The organism is Microcoleus sp. Pol12B5 (assembly GCF_036701335.1).
Taxonomy (GTDB): domain Bacteria; phylum Cyanobacteriota; class Cyanobacteriia; order Cyanobacteriales; family Microcoleaceae; genus Microcoleus.
Map to the genome: position 1 here is coordinate 1 of NZ_JAUBQQ010000006.1, position 19,680 is coordinate 19,680.

Sequence of the window (19,680 nt, forward strand, 5' to 3'; positions counted from 1 at the left end):
TTCTAATTAACTCATAATTTTGCCTGGAATATCATTCTACTATGTATTTGTGTAATTAATTCTGTCTAACTACTTAAAACCCCCTTGCTTCTCCTTCGCCGCGCCGATCGGCAGCCCCTTCCAACCAACCGTTTGCAGTCAGGACGATCGCATTGGCATTGCCCCACCCGTCACCTTCAACAATCTGGTGTCCCCGCCGCCGCAACTCCGAAAGCGTCGCAGCCTCAAAACCTCCCCGTTCCACCCTCAGTCGATCGGGCTGCCACTGGTGGTGTATCCGAGGTGCAGACACAGCATCGCCGACATTCATGTCGTGAACCAATACGTTCAGTAAAATTTGCAACACCGTGGTAATAATCGTGCTGCCTCCGGGAGCCCCCGCAGCGAGGCGAAATTTGCCATTTTCTGTCACGATGACCGGCGTCATGCTCGATAAAGGAGTTTTGCCCGGGGCGATAGAATTTGCCTCCCCGCCCACCAAACCAAACAAATTCGGCACTCCCGGCGCCGCTGCAAAATCATCCATCTCGTTGTTGAGCAAAATTCCCGTACCCGCGGCCACGACTCCAGCCCCAAAACCGCCATTCACCGTAAATGTTAAGCTTACTACATTGCGCTCTTTGTCAACTACCGTAAGGTGCGTAGTTTCCGGAGACTCCCACAGGAGACGGTTCAAAGTTTCAGCATCAACAGCCTTTACCTCGCTGGAGGGTCGGGCTTTTGACATTTGGATTTGCGATCGTCTCAATTTGGCATAATTCCTGCTACTCAGAGCTTTGACTGGTACACTCCCAAAATCCGGGTCGCCTAAATACTCAGCCCGATCGGCATAAGCAATCCTCATGCTCTCCGCCAGCAAGTGCAAAGTATCTGGACTTTGCCTTCCCAAACTCTTGAGATCCGTATCTCCCAGAATATTTAAGATTTGCAACAAATGAACGCCGCCGGAAGAAGAAGGCGACATCGCGCAAATTTCATAAGTGCGAAAGTTGCCACAAACCGGATTCCGCCAGATCGGCGTATAGTTTTTCAAATCTTCCAGAGTGATAATACCGCCGTTTTTAGCCATGTCGGCGGCGATCGCCCGCGCAATGTCCCCGGTATAAAAACTCTGCGGATTTTGTGCAATCTGCCGCAAAGTCCGCGCCAAATCCCGCTGCACCAAAAGCTCACCGGGCTGGTATAAAATGCCACCACGAGTAAAGACCTCCCGCGCTGCCCGGTTTTTTTTGAGTACATCCTGTCGTCGCCCGGTAGCCGTCGTAAACCGCGAACTTACCGGAAAGCCTTTTTCAGCCAGGGCGATCGCCGGCGCCACCACCTGGGCCCAAGGCAACTTACCATACTCGCGGTGCACCGTATAAAGTCCAGCAACAGTACCCGGAATACCCACCGCCAAATGCCCGTCCAGACTTGCCCTTTGGCGCACCTTGCCTTGCTTGTCGAGGTACATATCCCGCGCCGCCCGTTTCGGAGCTCGTTCCCGGAAATCCAGCGCTTGCACAGTCCCCGTTTCCGCCCGCCGCAGCAGTAAAAAACCCCCGCCACCGATACCCGCCGAAAAAGGCTCCACCACCGAAATCGCCAAAGCCGCAGCAGCAGCCGCATCCACTGCATTGCCGCCCTGTTGCAGCAGAGCCAGCCCCGTAGCGCTCGCCAGGGGGTGAGCCGAAACTGCCATCCCCTGTTGGCTGCGCTGCTGCTGCAAGGTTGGCTGTAGCTGTTGCTGGCAGCTACCCAACACCAAGACTGTTAGGCAAGAAGTATAAATTCGCATTTTGCTCAAGAAATTTGGCAACATTTTTTACGCGTGAGGCGAGGATTTTTTATAGTATACTTTTAGGAGCATCTTCCCTAAAACCTAGCGGTACTAAGTTCAATCTCAGATAAATTACCTGTTATGGCAGACGGAAAAACGATTTGACCTTGGGAGGCGATCGGGGTACAAGAGGAAGAGATAAATCAGGGACAGACGGTGGCAATTTAATAATTAAACAAGTTTGAAAAAGCAGCTTTTGTGATAAAATACGGATTTCAAAAAAGCTGATAAACTCAGAAAAAGGGTGTTGCTGATTTACGGTAGGAAAAACTAAAGATGCCAATCATATAAACCCTGGTTCACAAAGCTTCTGAATTTTCCAATTATTTTTGTTTCCTAGGCTGATTAAGCAACAGCAAAACAATCAGTATTTTAGGTGATGGCTAGCGTAAGGCAACACATAGAGTAATTCAAAATGAGTCGTATTTTTTTACCCCACCCCAACTTTACCAAGGGAGGGAGTAATAAATTCACCAATGATTTACGATTGCTGCAACAGACTTATTTATAGTTTTTTTTGGAAATTTTTTTGACTTTTGGTTAATCAGTAAACCATGTTTTACTGACTCTTGATATAGAAATTTATCAAATAATTGTACTTAGGTTTGGAGGAAAGTTGCAAATTCCTCATTCCCAGTTTGGGCGCAATAAAAAATTATGATTAGCGATTAACCGAAATCGAACTGAGTCATAAATGCAATTTTTTAGTAGCTATCTAGTTATCAAACCAATAATTTTTGGTGAGGTCGGGTTTTTCTTGGTAAGTCCTATTAAAGCAAAAAGATGCGATCGAATTTAGGACAGCTCCAGTCCCTGGACAAAACCCTCAATCCATCGCAGCCGTCGCCTTTGTGTCCGAAAAATTGCTCGCCAAATAATAGTCTGCACTCCGCCTGCTAAGGGCTGTCCCCTCCTTATGGTAGATAACACTCACGTTGGTAAACCTGTTATATTGGCAGTATGTAGGCAAGTTTTCTGACTACAGGTACTTGCACGTAAATGAGTCAGAGTGTAGGCTTCGATACTATACTTCGGTGAACAACTACCAAACCACACCTTAATGCAAGTTATGAATAGCCAAAAAATAAGTGTAATCATTCCTGCATTCAATGCTGCCGACACTCTGGCCGAGACAGTTGCTTCCGTACTCAATGGCACCCACAAGAATCTAGAAATTTTAATTGTTGATGACTGCTCTACTGATGCTACTGACAAAGTTGCTGCTAAGCTGGTCGAGCAAGATTCGAGAATTCAATATTTCAGGAATCCCCAAAATTACGGGGTTTCTAAGTCTAGAAATTTAATGATAGATCGCGCCACAGGCGAATATGTAGCATTTATCGACAGCGACGATACCTGGGAACCCAATAAGTTAGAAGTTTGTTTGAAGATGCTCGCAGACAATCCCGAAGTCAAAGCGGTGGCTCACGCTTTGCGATATTTAGACAAGCACGGTAAAAAGTTGAGTTATATTCCCACCTATCCTACAACTAAAGCAGAAATGCAGGCGATTAAGGAGACAGGCGAAAGTCCTTGGGTTTTCCCATCTTCAGTTGTAGTGGATCGCTCTATTCTACTCCAAGAAGGCGGCTTTGCAGAAGATTGGCAGGTAGGAGAAGATACAGAGTTATTTACTAAACTTGCTCAAAAGTATGGCTTGCTAGCGGCGACAGAACCTTTGGGAAATTATCGAATTAGAGGGAACTCTCTCACAGATAAACACTGGCTGAAGAAGCGCATAGCTTCTGATTGTGTCAAGGAAAACCAACTGCGGCGCTTGCGGGGAGAAAAAGAGTTATCACTCCAGGAGTACGAAAAGTTATGTTTTAAGAATTTGCCGCTTTTGCAAAGGCTTAACAAATTTCGAGAAGTTTTGGCACTGCACTACATGAGAAAGGTGGGACAAAGTTGGTTAAATCGGGAGGTTTTGCCGACTATTGTTTACGGCGTGGCTACCACAGTGCTCAATCCTCAAGCTACTGTGCACAAGTGGAAATGGATGAAAACTCACGAAAAGTTGAGTCATCAAACGGCAGAAGGTATTGGTCATTCGGCAGAATTAAACCCCCAGCGATCGTCTGAAATCGGGGGTTGATCCTAAAGGATGTTATAGTTGTATAGCCTTTCTCAGTAACATGAGGTGCACGCTTAATAAGGGGGCATAGAGCATAGAGCATCGAGCATAGGGTATACCTCACCAAGATTGAGAACTGCTATATGCGGGTTTAGTCAAGAAATTAGGTGCTGCCAATAAAGCCAAATCAAAGCCGATCGCCCAGGGGCTGATTAATACGCGATGTTGGGGTCTTGATCCGTATTTGACTGCGAATATTCTGTCGGGTCAATTACCCGCAATACCAGCTACAGCGGCTTGCAGCCGTGCAGTGGCAGACAATATAAAAAATTTTGCGAGATCGGATGTCAGTCTTGATTTATTCTGCCACTAGCTTCAAGCCTATACAAGGCACTAATACCAGCGATCACCAGCCGTGCTATTTGCCCTCACACCAGTTAGAATAAATAATGTATAAGTAAAAAGGAAAGTTTTTGGAATAAAAAAATGGGTAGAAAACCCCTTTTTGATGCAAAAAATAAAAGCAAAAATTTATAAAACATTCTGCCTTTTATCTTCAGAGGACGATCGCCTTTTTATTTGGAATTAGATTGAATTTATGGACTGGCAAGAAATTTCTGGCAACTGGGTATTAATTCCGTCAAGACCGATCGCGATCGTACATTTTCTCGGCGGTGCATTTGTGGCGACAGCACCGCAACTCACCTATCGCTGGCTGTTAGAAGCTTTGGGGAATCAAGGATATGTTGTAGTAGCAACGCCGTTTGTCAATACTTTGGATCATATTGCGATCGCCCGCGATGCCCTCAACAAATTTGAAAATGCCCTCGATCGCCTGCGCGCCACTAAATTGCTCAAATCTTCCTATCTCCCCATTTACGGTATGGGACACAGCATGGGATGCAAACTCCACCTCCTGATCGGTTCGGTGTTTGACATAGAAAGGGCAGGCAATATTCTGATTTCTTTCAACAATTATGCGGCATCCGAAGCAATCCCGATCGTCGAGCAAATTTCCCCTGTCTTTAACGTCGAGTTTACCCCTTCCCCGCAAGAGACTAATCGCCTCGTCCAAGATAGCTATCAAATTCGGCGCAATCTTTTAGTCAAATTTAACGGCGACAACATCGACCAAACCCTGCTTTTGACCAAACTGCTAAAAGCACGATTTCCCGACATGATTACCGTTCAGACTCTAGCAGGCAACCACCAAACGCCCTTGGGGCAAGATGTTAGCTGGCCTGTGGGTCAAATTTTTACACCTTTCGACGCGATCGGGCAGTGGGTCAAACAAGAAGTGTATCGAGAATTAAATGAATTAAAACGGACAATTCTGCTGTGGCTTAATCCTCTGTCGCGCGTTTAAAATCCGATCAACCCATTAATCAGAAATTTCCTCTACCACTTCCAAAATATCATCTTCATTGTTCGGCCTTGAGACAGGAGTATAATTTTTGACCATCGACAAACAGTTTCGTCCATCAGCCATTCTCTCGTAACTAATACTGTCTGCGATGTCTTTGATTAATTTTAGGCCCCGCCCGCCCGGAGAGTGAATATCGACTTTTTCCGCAATATCTTTGATTTTTTTCTCTAAATCAAACGGATCGCCCGAGTCCCAAATTTTAATCTCTAAAGATTCAGCGAACACCACCACCTGAATGTCAACAGGCAAATCCGCTGGTTTGCCCTTGTGGGCGTGACGCACCGCATTCGTAAAGCCCTCAGCCAAAGCCAACTGACACCTTATCCACACACTTGTAGGAATTCGCGAGTCGTACAATTGTGCAAACCACGACAAAACCCAGCTTAATCCATTCAGACCTGTATTGACTTGAATATCCGCTTTTTTTAGCATCGGCAACTTTTCGGAACCCTTACCCTTTAATTCAATCACGCTCACCACAGAAGTTCTTCATCGGCCGGTGGGCAAAATACAACGAGACAACATACAACCCGATAAAATACAACGAGACAAAGTATAACGGCGGCAATTGAATGGTAGTTTGAGGATACTAGCTTTGGTGGGCCGTGGATAAATGTCTAATCCACTAATCGGTTGGTCACTATACCATAAATAGCATTTTTATGTCAACCAGCGCCTGTGGCAAATAAAAGTCTATAAAAATTTATATTCTGAGTATAAACTGAGTGAAGTTCGATCGCGCCAAATTTCTATCAAATTTTAACGTAAATTGGACTCAACGACCCGCCCTCAAAAGCAATTACCTCGAAAGCGATGTCAATCAACTATACTCAATCTCAGACAAGGGCGCTGACAGGATATATTTTAAATGACCCCCAGACCTTGAAAAACTTGTAGTACCTAAGTGCCCATGTTTCAAATTCTGGTTATTGACGATGATACGGCTGTTCAAGAACTGCTGAGAAGAACCCTGAAAAAACAGGGTTACGAAGTAACAGTAGCAAGCAATGGCGAAGACGGTGTAGCCCAGGCGCAAAAATTGCGTCCGGCCTTGATAATTTGCGATTGGATCATGCCGCGCTTGACCGGCATCGATGTCTGCCGTCGAGTTAAGGCAGATCCGGATCTGTCAACTACACAATTCTTTTTGTTGACTTCTTTGGGTTCGATCGCCGATCGAGTCAAAGGCCTCGACGCCGGCGCCGACGATTTTATCTCAAAGCCGATCGAACTCAACGAGTTACAGGCGAGAGTACGCGCGGGATTGAGGCTGCACCAACTCAGCCGAGATTTAAAAATTGCCAAGCAAAGTCTGGAAGCAGAGTTAGCAGAGGCGGCCGAGTACGTGCAATCACTGCTGCCAGATCCGATGACGGAACCTTTTAGCATCGAGGCAAAATTCATTCCCTCGCGGCAGTTGGGGGGAGATTGCTTCGACTACAACTGGCTAGATGCCGATTATTTGGCGATTTACTTACTCGACGTAGCCGGTCACGGTTTGCGGGCGGCGCTGCCTTCTGTGGCCGTGCTGAATTTGCTGCGATCGCGCACGCTCCCCAACATAGACTACTACAAACCCAGCGACGTTTTGCGCGCCCTGAATACCACCTTCCAGATGAGCTACCAAAATGACAAGTATTTCACCATCTGGTACGGCGTTTACAACCGCATTTCTCGCCAGCTAGTTTATGCTAGCGCCGGCCATCCACCAGCCGTGTTGATTTCCCAGTCCCCTGCGAGCACCGCTAAAATTCAGCGATTAAAAACCCCCGGAATGCCGGTTGGAATGTTCCCCGACGCCCCCTATGTCGATAATTGCTGCGATGTCGAGGATTTGAGCACTCTCTACATCTTTAGCGACGGGGTATACGAGATCCACCAACCTGACGGCAATATCTGGGGGCTTGACCCTTTCGTAGACCTTTTAGCAGCTTACAACGGTGCAAGTGCCGACCAGTTAGAGCTGGTTTTGAACTACATTCAAAAGTTGAACGCTAAAGCAGTTTTTGATGATGATTGGTCTTTACTCAAGGTAAACTTTGGCTAGCTGACTTCTTGCAGCACATCTGCGACCAAATAGCAAGAAGGCAGCAGCCCAAAGATTTAGTTAGTTGAGAGAATTTTGCTATTAAAAGCCTCGCGGGTCTGAAATATCTCGAAAACTCGATCCATGCTGGTGAGTTCAAATAAGATGCGGATTTGCTCGTTGATAGAACAGACAACTAATTGACTCCCAGCGGCCCGGACTGTTTTGAGCGCCAAGACTAAAGCGCCTAAACCAGAACTATCCATAAATGTCACATCAGTGAAGTCTATCAATACCACATCGGCTCCCGCTTCCACTAGGTCGCTAATCTCTTGGCGGAATTGACTTGCCTTGGTGCCGTCTAAAATGCCAGAGGGCTGAATAATTTTAACTACAGGACTCATATTTTGCGGTGGGAATGTCAGAATTTCTAGCCAGACTAGGCTAGTATAGCTGCGAGATGGACTCTGATCCAAATAAGAGAGGGGGGAAAGCGCCAGAGCCTGAGAGCGGAAGAGTAGTTTTGAGTGCAAAAGATGACGATCTTCGCGGATCGTAACGCCGATCTGAGTCGCAGCGCTTCGCCGGAAGTGAATTTTGAGATAGGGACAATCTTTGTTCTGCCGAATGCCTTCTGGTATTAATCAAACTCGGCTAACTTTGGCGCGGTAGAGCAGTTTTTCGCCTTGTCTGTAGCCTGTGTAGCGGACTTTGACGGGTTCTCCGGGCTCGGCTGTTCCTTCCATGAGCTGGTGCTGTTGGGGGTTGTAGGGAATCTCGGCTCCGACTGGGGCGATCGACTCGACTCCCCAATGCTCCAATAACTGCTCGACGGGCCGCAGCAAGGGCAGTAGTTTCTGAGCCCGCAAGTTGTGATTTTCCTGAGCTTTGCTCGCAGCAGTCGGCCACTGCAACATCCAAGATTCTAAAATTTGCACGCTAGATAGCTGGAATTGCTGCAGCAAAGATTCTCGCTGCTGTTCGATCGCAGCTTGCAGGCGCTGATATTCTTGTTCTAGGGCTGTCGGTGGTGCCTGTTCTAACTCTACATAGTCTGGCGCCAAGGTTGCGAGCAGTTCATTTAAGGAAATTTGCAAAGCTTGACTGATTTTGAGCAGGATGTTGGCTCGGGTTTGCAAAGCTAAGCCGCGACGCAGGCGGATGACCTGAATTTCGGGAACTCCTGCTTTTTGGCTGAGTTCTCGATCGCTCGAAAGCCCCGCCTGTTCCATCAGGCGTTGCAGTTGAGGAGCATAATCTGGAATATTGGCAGTCACGAAAAACTCATCCAAATTAATAAATGGACATATTCTCGATCGTAAACTGTCACGAGCCTTAAGGAAATACATCTGTGGGGCGGGCTCGGACACCCACCCCACAACTGTTTTTGTGGCTATTTGACGGCAACTTTTTCGGCGACGGCTGTTGCAGGTGTCGCAGAACCTTGCAAATGTGCTTCTAGGAACCACAAACGCTTGTCAATTGTCCGCGAAATTTCGGTGTACAAATCCGCTGTATCGGCATCGCCGAGTTCGCCTGCTTTGTCTATGGCGACTCGCAGGTGTTGGGCGTAGGGCGCATAGCGATCGGCCAAAGCCGTCACATATTCTTTCCCATCTAAAATGTCGAAAGGAAATTCTGGCAAAATCGAATCTGCGGCGGCTGTGCGGGCTGTTCCTACAGCCAAACCGCCCAAAGCTGTGACCCGTTCGGCAACCAAATCGATGTATTCTTCGAGTTCTGTTGCCATTTCGTCAAATAGCAAGTGCAACTGGTAGAAGTCCATGCCTTTGACGTTCCAGTGAGCTTGCTTGACTTGAGTTTTTAAGTCCAGAGTCGTTGCCAGCGTGGCGTTGAGCAACCCCACTACTTGAGAGCGGGTGGCGGCTGACATATCGATCCGGGTGGGGTAAAGATGTTGTTTGTGATTGTTGGTAGTCATAGGTTTTTAGCTTGTTATTAGTGATTGTCGATCGAACTTCTTAGAAAGGTTTGGGCGATTGAATGTTTGCCTGCGTGGTGAATTTCTCTTGAGAGGCTCAGGCTAGGTGCATCTGCAACACCGCACGGGGAGCTCGGCGTACATTACAGCGGATAGTTTCTAAACCGAGACGCTGGCAAGCTTCGTACCGGTGGCAGCCGGAAAATCCGTAATACTGACCATCTACTTCTAGCACGTCGATGGGTTCGTTTAAACCTACCTCGCGGATGGATTCCATGAGGGCGGCGACTTTGGTTTGGTCGTTGACTCGCGGCAGGGGGCGGCGAATCTGGTTGAGGGGAATTTCTTCTATCCTCATGGCGGCTCTCTTTTTTGCTTCTTGTTAAATCATACTCGTTACGACTTCGTTTTGCAATAAATATTAAGACTTACGCAAAAACCTGGTTTCTGCTCGGAATATGGGGGCTAGAAAATCCCAACTACTGCTATCTGGCCCGGAAATCCCATCCAAATAGCTATGAATTGGCAACACTCAGCACAGGCAGGATCTTTCATGCCTTTCGATAGATCGATCGACCTCAACGTTCTAGGTACAGTGGGAGCAAAGATAAATTGTGGCTTGAAATTATGGCATCCTCCCAACCCCTCAAAGGCATTGAATTGATCGACTGCGCCAAAGCCAACGCCCAACAAGGAATCGCCACCGCCGCGAAGCTTTGCGGCTACGGAGGCGACCTCAACACCTTCGAGCGGGAACTGAAAAAGGCTTGCCAAGACATCGGCGTCGAAGTCAAGGAGTTAAGCGACTTGATTACGAATCAGCAGATGATGAAACAAGGAATGGGTATTGAAGTCGCTCCAGATACTCCCTCAGAACTCTAGCCTCAATCTCCACCGCACCAGTTTGAGAGCTAAGATTGCCCTGATACGAGTATTTTGAGTCTGCTAGCTGAGGCAGGCTAGAATGTTTTGCATGGGAGCTTCCGACTTTTGGCAGGAGTCGTGTTTTCTCCCGCGAAGAGGGTGCTTTCTGGAGGGTGCACAGATTGTTAGGAGGACTGTCGTGTCAGATCAGCAAGACCGAATTATGCGTTTGTTTATAGAGGAGGCTAAGGAGCACCTCGATACTCTAGAAAATGGTTTAGTGGATTTAAAGTCCACGATGAAAGACCCCGAAAGCGTCCAAGAGATGTTTCGAGCCGCCCATTCCGTGAAAGGAGGGGCGGCTATGCTTGGCTTAGATAGTATTAAAACAACCGCTCACCGCTTGGAAGATTGTTTTAAGGTTCTCAAGGACGGGCCCGTCAAGCAGGTTGACCAAACGGCAGAATCCCTATTTTTAAAGGGAGTTGATACGCTTAAGGACTTGCTGGGGCGACTGGAGGGGCCTTTCGGCTTGAGGAATGAAGAGGGAGAAAAACTCGTGCAGCAGGTCATGCCTGTTTTTGCTCAACTCGAAACTCACCTCGATAAATTAGCGTCAGGGAAAGTGCAGGCGGTTGCTGCTGGGTCTGGTACCCCCGCTGCTCCAACAGCGGGCGCTGTGCCGCCAAATTTTGCTGTTGAAGTGATGACTTTACTCAAAGAAATGTTGCAGGTGTTCAAGCAGAAAGAATCGGCTGCTAGTCGCTCTGAGTTGACGGCTGTGTGCGTTCGCCTCTATAAATTGGGAGGTAAAGTAGAGACTTGGCAAAATTTAGTAAAAACAGCTAGATCTGCGATCGTTAATCCCAAAAACTCTTATAAAGTCTTAGCTCCGTTGATTATCAAAGAACTCAAGGAAGCTGGCGATTTAGTACAAGTGGGGAAAGTCAAGACGATTGCTCCGAGTAAAAATTTGCTACTTTTGGCAGCAAGCCCAAAACCAGCCGCCCCAGCCGCCCCAGCCGCTCCAGCCGCCCCAGCCGCAGCGTCGAAGCAAGTCGCACTTCCGGCCGAACCGAAGGCGGTAGTCAAGCTTTTGCTCAAAACTTTCAACAAAAAGCAACTCTCGGAAATCGCCAAGTTACTGGTTAACGCCATCAAATCCTCGAACTAGGAGGTGTGGCAGTAGAAGATAGAATCAAAGCAATATTTGTGAGGTGGATAATTTTCTGGGGGTGCTGGCAGCCGCTCGTTGAGCAGCAACTCGAAAAAATTCACTCATTCGAGATTTTTGCGCTCTACCTTCTACTGTTGGGCAAGCCTGCGTTAGAATTAGTGGATATGTAGGCGTGCAATATTGTACCAGAATTAAAAATCGAGCAGGCTTTATAAGGCGGTAGCTGTGAAACCAATTAGTTCATTAGAAGATGCTTTAAACCGCTGTCAGGCGATGGGAATGCGCTTGAGCCGCCAGCGTCGATTTATTCTAGAACTTTTGTGGGAGGCAAAAGAACACCTCTCGGCTCGCGAAATTTACGATCGCCTCAACAAACAAGCGCATTCGATCGGGCATACTTCTGTTTATCAAAATCTAGAAGCTTTGTCGAGAGCAGGGATTATTGAGTGCATAGAACGTTCGGAAGGACGCTTGTACGGCAATGTCAGCGACTCTCACTCTCACGTCAATTGTCTTGATACGGCTCAGATTCTCGACGTTCATGTGGAATTGCCGATCGAATTGATCGAACAAATCCAACAGCAAACTGGTGTCAGAATTGTAGACTACCGGATAGATTTCTACGGTTATCGCTCTGCCGAGTCCGCCACGGAAGCATCGAGTGTCAGCGATACGCCAAAGGCTTCGTAACGGATAAAGCAGCGGCTGTTGGAAGCAAAACTGATATTTGTACTGGGTTGATCGGTGGTATAAAATGATTTAAGTATTTAGCTGGGTTTGATCGGTTTTTTGCCGTCGCCAGCCGGAATTTGGCACAGTCGAAAAAAAATGAAAACAGAAAAATGAAACTCGATCGACAAGTTGGGCGATCGGGAATAAAATTTACGACTAAACAAAAAAATCATTTCTACCCAGTACACCTAAAAGTGTAGACCAAATCCGGCTGTAATGCCCCTTTATTTTTAATGGGCTTGGAGGAGACGAAAGTTAGTGTAGTTGCGGTTTCAACCGCTGAGTATGATAATGGAATTTCTGACCCGGATTTAATATTAGACCTTAGTTTAATCGCCCCCCCAATCCATCTGTGGAGTCAAATCTAAAATCTAAAATCTAAAATCTAAAATCTAAAATTGCTCGACTGACGGGGCTTTATACTGTTTTTTCTGCCAAACAGCCCCGGAATCTGTCAATAACTGTTTGATAACTGGTATGATTTACGTGCTTCGAGAGCCTAAAATACTCGGAAGCAATCAGTGGGGCTGGACACGAACCTCACTATAAAACGCCGTAGAGGGAAAGATGGCCAGTACCTTGAAGGAAGTTCTCGATCTCCTTAACCGGAGTCAGAAGCCGACATCACAATCTATGATTTGATGTGGGAGTGTCACGTGAAGAGTGCGCATTACAGGACAAGCTGAAGTAATGGCGAGACGACAATCTGACCAATTCCACACACCACCGCAATACAACCCATCCCTCAAACCGACGGCACAGTTCAGTGCAGAGGCGACAGGCGATGCGAGTTCCTCAGTAACGGCGCTGCCGACCGAGGGGAAAAGAACTTTTTGGCAGTGGCAGCTAATCTGGCTGAGTCTCCTGGTGGGATTTGGAGTAACCGGTGCCGCTGCATTTCTGTGGTTGCTGACGATGCCGCCACCGCCAAATTGCCAGCAACTGTCGCCGCTGGCGGCGGACGGAGAGCGACTTTACTGCGCTCAACAAGCTGCTAAGTCGGGGAAGCTAGAACAGCTAGAATCGGCAATGGCATTGGTGCAGGCTTGGCCGAAAGAACATCCGCTACACTCGCAAGGTCAACATTTGATAGGGGAATGGTCGAAAGCCATTCTGGGATTTGCCAGGGCCAAAATTGAGAGGGGCGATTTGAAAGGCGCCCTAGAGATTGTGGCGAAAATTCCGAAAACCAGTCGATCTTACCCAGAGGTACAGGAGGCTGTGACTGCTTGGGAAAAAAATTGGCAGGAGGGCCAAAAACTCTACGATACAGCCCTAGCAGCTTTGAAAAGTGAGGATTTAAGGAAGGCTTGGGATTATGCTCAAGCTTTGTTCAAGCTGGAAAATGTTTTCTGGAGTCAGAAGCGTTACAACGAGCTGATCCAGCAGATTTCTTTGGAAAGAAACGGCTGGCAGCGCTTGGAAGAGGCTAGAGATTTGGCGAAGGACGAGACTCCGCAAAAGTTCGCTGAGGCGATCGTCCTGGCTCGCAAAATAGACTCGCAGCTTTTTGCCCGCGCTAAAGCTGAAAAGGAAATTGAGGGCTGGAGCCGGACTTTGCTGGCAATGGCTACTAAGCGGTTGGGGGCGAAAGACCTGCCGGCGGCGATCGAGGCTGCTTCTGTTGTGCCACAGGATTCGCTACTGTTTGCGGAAGCTCAAGATTTGATGCAGTTGGGTAGAGCTCAGGCAGTGACGTGGAACCAGTCGATATCAACTCCGCTGCCACAACACATTTTTAGCTTGCTCGAAGGGCAGGGGGCTGCTAGCCAAATAGCTCCGGGTCGCCCTCTGTACAAGCAAGCTCAAGTTCAAATTGAAAATTTGCAGGTGCAGTTTCAAGATTTGCTGCGACTGCAAGTGGCGAGTACGATCGCTAGTGTCGGTCAGATAGGAACGTTTGGACTCGCGATCGAGCAAGCGCAAACCATCGGACTTAAGCAGCCACGGCGCGTTCACGCTCAAACTTTGGTGGCTGCTTGGCGTCGAGAAATTCAGCGGATCGAAGACCAATCTTTTCTGACTTTGGCGAAGCAGTTGGCAGAACCGCAGACGGTTGAAGGCCTCAAGGGCGGTATGGCTCAGTTAGTCCTGGTTGCTCAAAACCGCCCCCGCAGGATAGAAGCGCAAACTCTCTTGGCTCAGTGGACGAAACGCATAGAAGTTATTCAAGATCAGCCTTTTTTGGATGAAGCGATCGCCCTGGCGAAGCAAGGAAAACTTAGTGCTGCTATTGAAAAAGCTTCGCAAATTAAGAGCGGTAGGACTTTGTACGCGAAAGCTCAGGATAATGTCTATCAGTGGGTCAGTGAACTGCAAGTTGCTCAAGATAGACCGATTCTTGATCGAGCTTCGGCATTGGCATCTCAAGGCAGTCTAGGAGCGGCAATCGATACGGCTTCCCAAATCGGTTACGGTAGGGCGCTGTATTCAGAGGCAGCAGGTGCGATCGGGCGCTGGAGTGCTGAACTCAGAGCCAACAGTGCGCCGCCGCCGGAACCAGCTCGCGAGTACGCGCCGGAACCCGCTCGCGAGTATGCGCCAGCTCCGCGACAGGAGGAGTACGCGCCAGCTCCGCGACAGGAGGAGTACGCGCCAGAACCAGAGCCTTACTATCCGCCTACTAGAGAAGAGGCCCCGGCTCCGGAACCTTACTATCCGCCTGCTAGAGAAGAGGCCCCGGCTCCGGAACCTTACTATCCGCCTGCTAGAGAGCCGGAACCGGAACCTTACTATCCGCCCGCGCCAGAGCCGGAACCTTACTATCCGCCCGCGAGAGAAGAGGCCCCGGCTCCGGCTCCGGCTCCGGCTCCGGCTCCTCCGGCTCCGGCTCCGGAACCCGCGCCGCCCTCGATTCCTGAATCGGCTGGGCCTCCTGATGCTAATTTGCTCCCGGAGTAATTGGGTTTTCGCACGATCGCTCTCTAAAATCTCAAATCTAAAATCAAGTGAGTAATTTCCAAGTGCTGACGATCGAGAGCGACCCCATTTTCCGGCTGGGGCTGCGAGTTGCTTGCGAGCAGTATCCAGACTTGCAAGTTGTTGCAGAGATTTCAACCGCAACCGAGGCTTTGCGGGTTCTCGAATCTCGCTCGATCGACTCGGTAGCAGCCAAGAAGCCCGCAGATTTGGTAATTTTGGCTGTTGAGACCCTAAATTTGCGATCGGGTCAAATAGAGGCCCTGGCATTTTGTCGCGAACTCAAAACTTTGTACCCCAACCTGCCCCTGTTGCTGCTAGGCGGGCCGCTGACACCGGAGCTGTTGGCCCAGATACAGGCGGCGGGCGCGAATGGCTATTGTCCTAAAGGTACAGATATTTCTTTGACAATCGAAGCTATTCGCGCTGTGGCATCTGGTCTCACTTATTGGGCGACGGATACAGCAGCTAACTCGGAAATAGAACTAAATGCAGCGGTGGTTCAAACAGTAGAAAACTACGCAGCAATTGCAGATAAAAATGCAGATAATTCGACAATTGATACGCCCGTACACAAAAAAATACTGGCTTATTTTTATCGTTCTGGACTACGGGAAATAGATGCAACTTTGGCAGTTGTCCAAGCTGATTTGCAAGAGTTCAGAGCCGCAGCTCCCACAGATTTGCCCTCTATTATAGATGGGGTTGTACTCAGCGGGCGCCGCAGAGAATTGCTCGCAGCTCGTTGGATTGTCAGTCAGTTATTATTTGAAGAAAAAGGGGAGAAGGTAGAAGGAAGAAGGCAGAAGGAAAAAGGCAGAAGGCAGAGGGGAGAAGGCAGAGGGGAGAAAGAAAAAATTAGAGGCGAGAATTTGTTAAATAATTCTCAATCGCAATTAACGAATTCCCAAGTTTCGGCTGAATCTTTGGTGGTTGCAACTAATTGGCAAGGTAGCTTGTTTGACTCGGCGGCAGCTAAATTGCAGTTTGATTTGGTGAATTTGACTGGCTTGCCTTTGGAAATCGATATTTTGCGATCGACCAAAAAGCGTGAATTGATGACTTCCATCCTGCATAAGTTAAAGGATTTGCTGGAAGAATTGCGCTTTTCGCAAGTGCAGCACACTCAATTGTCGCAAAAAATGCCTGCTATTTTACGGGATTTATGGCAGGCGACAATTATAGATTTTTTTGGCAGATACTATACACTGCAAACGGAAGAAAATCTGGTTTTTGATGGCAGTCAAACAAGCTTGAAACTGGGAGAAAGTCAAGGGGGAAGCCCTGCTTATCTCTTGGCAGGCAGCGGCGTAGAAGTTGTGCCGATGCTGCTGGCAGATGCTGATGTAGTTGCAGCAGAAATCCTTGATAAAATACCGATGACAGTTGATTTTTTTGCACATTTGCTATTTGAAGTTCCTCTAACTGTTGACAATATTTCTTGTGTTGCTGGCAGCCCGGCAGCAATGCAGCGAGCTGAAGCTTTGTTGGAAAATTTGGCAATTCAAGTTGCTAGCGGAGTGGTACAGCCTCTACTAAATAATTTGGCAAATATTGAAGAAATCAAGCAAATTTTTTACGATGGTAAGTTGATTTCGACGCGAGAAATTGAGCGGTTTCGGAATGAGTTGTCGTGGAGATATAGCTGGGATAGATATTTTGTGGAACCGAAAGCTATTTTTGAAAGCAGGTTTTGGCTGTTTATTTTGGGCGATTCTGGAATTAAGAAAATTTCTATTTATGCTCCAAGAAATCTGGAGTTAGTACAGCTTTCTGGGTGGCAGTTGGCCTTGACTTTAGTGCTGGAAACCAGGGATGCGATCGCACCTAGAGTTCGCGCGGTTATTTCGTTGTTGGGTGCTGGCGTTGTTTATGTTTTGACTCAGGTTATAGGGCGGGGAATTGGTTTGATTGGGCGGGGAATTATCCAGGGGATTGGTAATTCTTTGCAAGATAGCAAGTTTGGGAAAAATGGGTAATTAGTAATTAGTCATTAGTCATTAGTCATTAGTCATTAGTCATCAGTGAGCTAAAATATTTATAGGTGGTGGTATGATAACTACATGGTAGACAGTTGACAATCAAGCAATTGGGTACTCGCCTCCCGGATTCATCTGTGGGATTAATCTAAAAATTAAAATGGGTTGACTTTTTATGAGTATTATGATAGCGATAGATGCCGATCGCATAAACAGTTTAGATTTGTCTCCGGTGCGGAGTGTGATTGAAAAGTGGCTGGCCGAAGGAGCGATCGCCCAAAACGAACAACAGCTACAATTTGAAATTGAGTATCCGCGCGAAGAGTTAGATCCGCGAGAAATTTCGGAAATTCCCGAAGTGCGGCTGTGGTTTATTCGCTTGGATGCTTGTTATCCTTGGCTGCCATTTTTGCTGGATTGGAAAGCGGGAGAATTGGCGCGCTATGCGGCGATGTTGGTGCCGCACCAGTTCCACCGCACCCAAGGTATTCAGTACAATCCTGAAGCTTTGGAAATGTTTTTGATGAACAAAATTTTTGTGTTGACTGATTGGTTGAATCAGCAGGGAATTCCCAGTAAATCGAAGTTGATGGCGATGTCGCAGATGTTTGGTTATGATTTGGAGGATGCTTTTTTTGATGTGATTTTGCCCCACAAATAAGCATCTCGCTCAAATTAACATAGTCCTAATTAGGTAGGCGACTCTATACCTAAAGACTAAGTAGAAAGGTAGAAATTCGGTTTCTTCGCTTGTGGGGCGGGCTTTCCAGTCCGCCTCCGCCGCTATAAGTTCCATCCACAACAGCTTAATAAAGCTTAACAGCAACCGCCATCAGACTTTAATACAATCCTTAAACCAGCGCGCCTCAAAAAATTGTTGCTGGACTTCAGAATTTTCTCAGAATTGATAGTTAGTTTAAATAGACAACGATCGCCCCATTCAATCGATCGAGGAAATTTACCATGACAACAGATTACCTCATCGTCGGCAGTGGTTTATCAGCACTGGTTTTCGGAGCTTTGATGGCAAACTCCGGCAAAACCGTACACATCCTCGAAGCTCACGAGCATCCCGGAGGTTTTGGTCACACCTTTACGATGGCCAATAAATACACCTTTAATGCCCAATTCCACTACGTTTGGGACTGCGGCGAAGGACATACAGTCAATCGAGTTCTCAAAAAACTCGGTCTTGATCGAGATGTCACCTTTGAACGGTACGATCCGAATGGCTACGACCACATGAGAATGCCTGGTTATGCACTTGATATCCCCTCGGAACCAGAGGAACTGATCCGGCGATTGTCGGCGCTGTTTCCCGAAGCGGGCGAGAGAATTCGCCAATTCGTCAACGAAGTCGAGAAAACCGGCAACGGACTCAGAAAACTCGCTCCTCCCGTCAAACCAATTGAATTGCTCAAAAATTTCGGTGACGTATTCTGTGCTGTCCAACACCTCAATAGTAAACTTCAGGACGTTTTCGACAAGTTCCAACTCCCCCAAGCCGCCCAAACCCTATTAGCCCTGCAATGGCCGGACTTTTTGCTGCCCCCAAATCAGCTTTCTTTCTATGCTTGGATTGCCTTGTTTAGAGGCTATCAAGAAGGCGCATTTTACCCGACGCAGCATTTTGAAGATGTCATCAATTCTTTAGTTAAAGTCATTGAATCCAACGGGGGGAAGGTGCTGCTAAACCATGAAGTCACTAATTTTAGGGTGACAAACAGAACAGTAACTGGAGTTGAAGCGATGGATTTGACCACCCATCAAACCCATGAATTCACGGGCGACACGGTGATTTGCAACCTTGACCCGAAAAGAGCGGCCAAGATGATTGGAGAGGAACTGTTCTCTAAAACAGTGCGGCGGAAACTCAACTATGAGTATTCTGCATCTAACTATATGGTGTACTGCGTTGTCAAAGATATCGATCTCCGAGACTATGGATTTGGCAAGTGGAATACGTTTCATTCGGAACACATGGATCTAAATGAAGCTTTTGCTCAAATGTATGAGAAAAATGATTTTTCTCGCCCGAGCTTTGCAATTACAACACCAACTTTACTGACGGAAGCGCGGCGGGATTGTCCAGAAGATTGTCAAATTGTCGAATTTCTGACTGTTGCTAATTATAGCTATTTTAAACAGCTTTGGGAGACCGATCGCAAAGCTTACAGACAGAAGAAACAAGAGATTATGGACTCGATTTTAGATGTAGTTGAAAAACACTATGTTCCGAATTTCCGCAAACACATGGTCTTTCATGTTACCGGAAGTCCGACGACTAACGAGCGCTTCTGTTGGTGTCCTAACGGTAATTCCTACGGTTCCAGCCTGACGCCGCGCAACATGGGAGTCGATCGACTAAATCATGAAACATCCCTCAACAATTTCTATTTCTGCAACGCCTCATCGGGCTATCCAGGCTTTGCACCGACATTTTGGACGGGGGCGCTGCTTTATCAACGTTTATCCGGCGATGCGATTTTAGGCTAAGGAAAATTGGCAATTGGTTATTTTCCTGTTTCTCTCGTTCCTTGGCAAAGCCAAGGAATGAATTTCACTCTTGCCCTGCCACCTCTTAAAAATATCTCGTTTCTGCTCTCATTATCTCGTTCCTTTCCTTGGCTCTGCCAAGGAATGAATTTCTGGAGGCTATGCCTCCTCTTAAAAATGACGAGGCACAGCAACAGTGAAATGCGTTCCGAGGTTCTATCTGGAA

16 protein-coding genes are annotated in these 19,680 nt (G+C 47.5%); 10 read left to right on the forward strand and 6 right to left on the reverse strand.

The window, feature by feature from the left end:
- Positions 1-73 precede the first annotated feature (73 nt).
- The gene (ggt, locus tag QUA24_RS05115; RefSeq protein WP_333227750.1) at positions 74-1,801 is read right to left on the reverse strand and encodes a gamma-glutamyltransferase; all 1,728 of its coding nucleotides are present in this window, start codon (positions 1,799-1,801) and stop codon (positions 74-76) included.
- A 1,087-nt stretch (positions 1,802-2,888) separates the two neighbouring features.
- Here ggt and QUA24_RS05120 point away from each other — a divergent pair.
- On the forward strand, positions 2,889-3,914 hold the full coding sequence (locus QUA24_RS05120) for a glycosyltransferase family 2 protein (RefSeq protein WP_333227752.1): 1,026 nt from the start codon (positions 2,889-2,891) through the stop codon (positions 3,912-3,914).
- Positions 3,915-4,491: 577 nt separating this feature from the next.
- Positions 4,492-5,259: a DUF1350 family protein gene (locus QUA24_RS05125; RefSeq protein ID WP_333227754.1), complete on the forward strand. Its 768-nt coding sequence runs from the start codon at positions 4,492-4,494 to the stop codon at positions 5,257-5,259.
- A gap of 15 nt (positions 5,260-5,274) precedes the next feature.
- Here the strand turns inward: QUA24_RS05125 and QUA24_RS05130 are convergent, their stop codons facing one another.
- Complete coding sequence (locus QUA24_RS05130) at positions 5,275-5,799, reverse strand: ATP-binding protein (protein ID WP_333227756.1); 525 nt, start codon at positions 5,797-5,799, stop codon at positions 5,275-5,277.
- A gap of 430 nt (positions 5,800-6,229) precedes the next feature.
- Here QUA24_RS05130 and QUA24_RS05135 point away from each other — a divergent pair, with 430 nt between their 5' ends.
- Positions 6,230-7,366: a PP2C family protein-serine/threonine phosphatase gene (locus QUA24_RS05135; RefSeq protein WP_006632014.1), complete on the forward strand. Its 1,137-nt coding sequence runs from the start codon at positions 6,230-6,232 to the stop codon at positions 7,364-7,366.
- Between the two features lie 56 nt (positions 7,367-7,422).
- On the opposite strand, the gene QUA24_RS05140 is transcribed toward QUA24_RS05135, so the two are convergent.
- The 4 genes from QUA24_RS05140 to QUA24_RS05155 form a co-directional block, all read right to left on the reverse strand.
- Positions 7,423-7,749: an STAS domain-containing protein gene (locus tag QUA24_RS05140; RefSeq protein WP_333227758.1), complete on the reverse strand. Its 327-nt coding sequence runs from the start codon at positions 7,747-7,749 to the stop codon at positions 7,423-7,425.
- A 240-nt stretch (positions 7,750-7,989) separates the two neighbouring features.
- Positions 7,990-8,694, reverse strand: coding sequence for a helix-turn-helix domain-containing protein (locus tag QUA24_RS05145; protein WP_333227760.1), 705 nt, complete (start codon positions 8,692-8,694; stop codon positions 7,990-7,992).
- A gap of 44 nt (positions 8,695-8,738) precedes the next feature.
- The gene (dps, locus tag QUA24_RS05150; RefSeq protein WP_333227762.1) at positions 8,739-9,287 is read right to left on the reverse strand and encodes a DNA starvation/stationary phase protection protein Dps; all 549 of its coding nucleotides are present in this window, start codon (positions 9,285-9,287) and stop codon (positions 8,739-8,741) included.
- Positions 9,288-9,384: 97 nt separating this feature from the next.
- Complete coding sequence (locus QUA24_RS05155) at positions 9,385-9,645, reverse strand: sulfiredoxin (protein WP_333076422.1); 261 nt, start codon at positions 9,643-9,645, stop codon at positions 9,385-9,387.
- A 269-nt stretch (positions 9,646-9,914) separates the two neighbouring features.
- Here QUA24_RS05155 and QUA24_RS05160 point away from each other — a divergent pair, with 269 nt between their 5' ends.
- The 7 genes from QUA24_RS05160 to QUA24_RS05190 all read left to right on the forward strand — a co-directional run bounded on the left by QUA24_RS05160 (position 9,915) and on the right by QUA24_RS05190 (position 19,454).
- Positions 9,915-10,169: a hypothetical protein gene (locus QUA24_RS05160; RefSeq protein WP_333216341.1), complete on the forward strand. Its 255-nt coding sequence runs from the start codon at positions 9,915-9,917 to the stop codon at positions 10,167-10,169.
- Positions 10,170-10,251: 82 nt separating this feature from the next.
- Complete coding sequence (locus QUA24_RS05165; protein ID WP_333227764.1) at positions 10,252-11,325, forward strand: Hpt domain-containing protein; 1,074 nt, start codon at positions 10,252-10,254, stop codon at positions 11,323-11,325.
- Positions 11,326-11,553: 228 nt separating this feature from the next.
- On the forward strand, positions 11,554-12,018 hold the full coding sequence (locus QUA24_RS05170; protein WP_333216347.1) for a Fur family transcriptional regulator: 465 nt from the start codon (positions 11,554-11,556) through the stop codon (positions 12,016-12,018).
- A gap of 732 nt (positions 12,019-12,750) precedes the next feature.
- Entirely contained in the window at positions 12,751-14,961 is a 2,211-nt protein-coding gene (locus QUA24_RS05175; protein WP_333227766.1) for a hypothetical protein, read from the forward strand.
- A gap of 47 nt (positions 14,962-15,008) precedes the next feature.
- A complete protein-coding gene (locus tag QUA24_RS05180; protein WP_333227768.1) occupies positions 15,009-16,958 on the forward strand; it encodes a DUF3685 domain-containing protein in 1,950 nt (649 codons plus the stop codon).
- A 175-nt stretch (positions 16,959-17,133) separates the two neighbouring features.
- On the forward strand, positions 17,134-17,619 hold the full coding sequence (locus tag QUA24_RS05185) for a CRR6 family NdhI maturation factor (RefSeq protein ID WP_333227771.1): 486 nt from the start codon (positions 17,134-17,136) through the stop codon (positions 17,617-17,619).
- Positions 17,620-17,921: 302 nt separating this feature from the next.
- Positions 17,922-19,454 carry an NAD(P)/FAD-dependent oxidoreductase gene (locus tag QUA24_RS05190; protein ID WP_333227773.1) on the forward strand — a complete coding sequence of 511 codons (1,533 nt, stop codon included), beginning with the start codon at positions 17,922-17,924 and terminating at the stop codon, positions 19,452-19,454.
- Positions 19,455-19,680 lie beyond the last annotated feature (226 nt).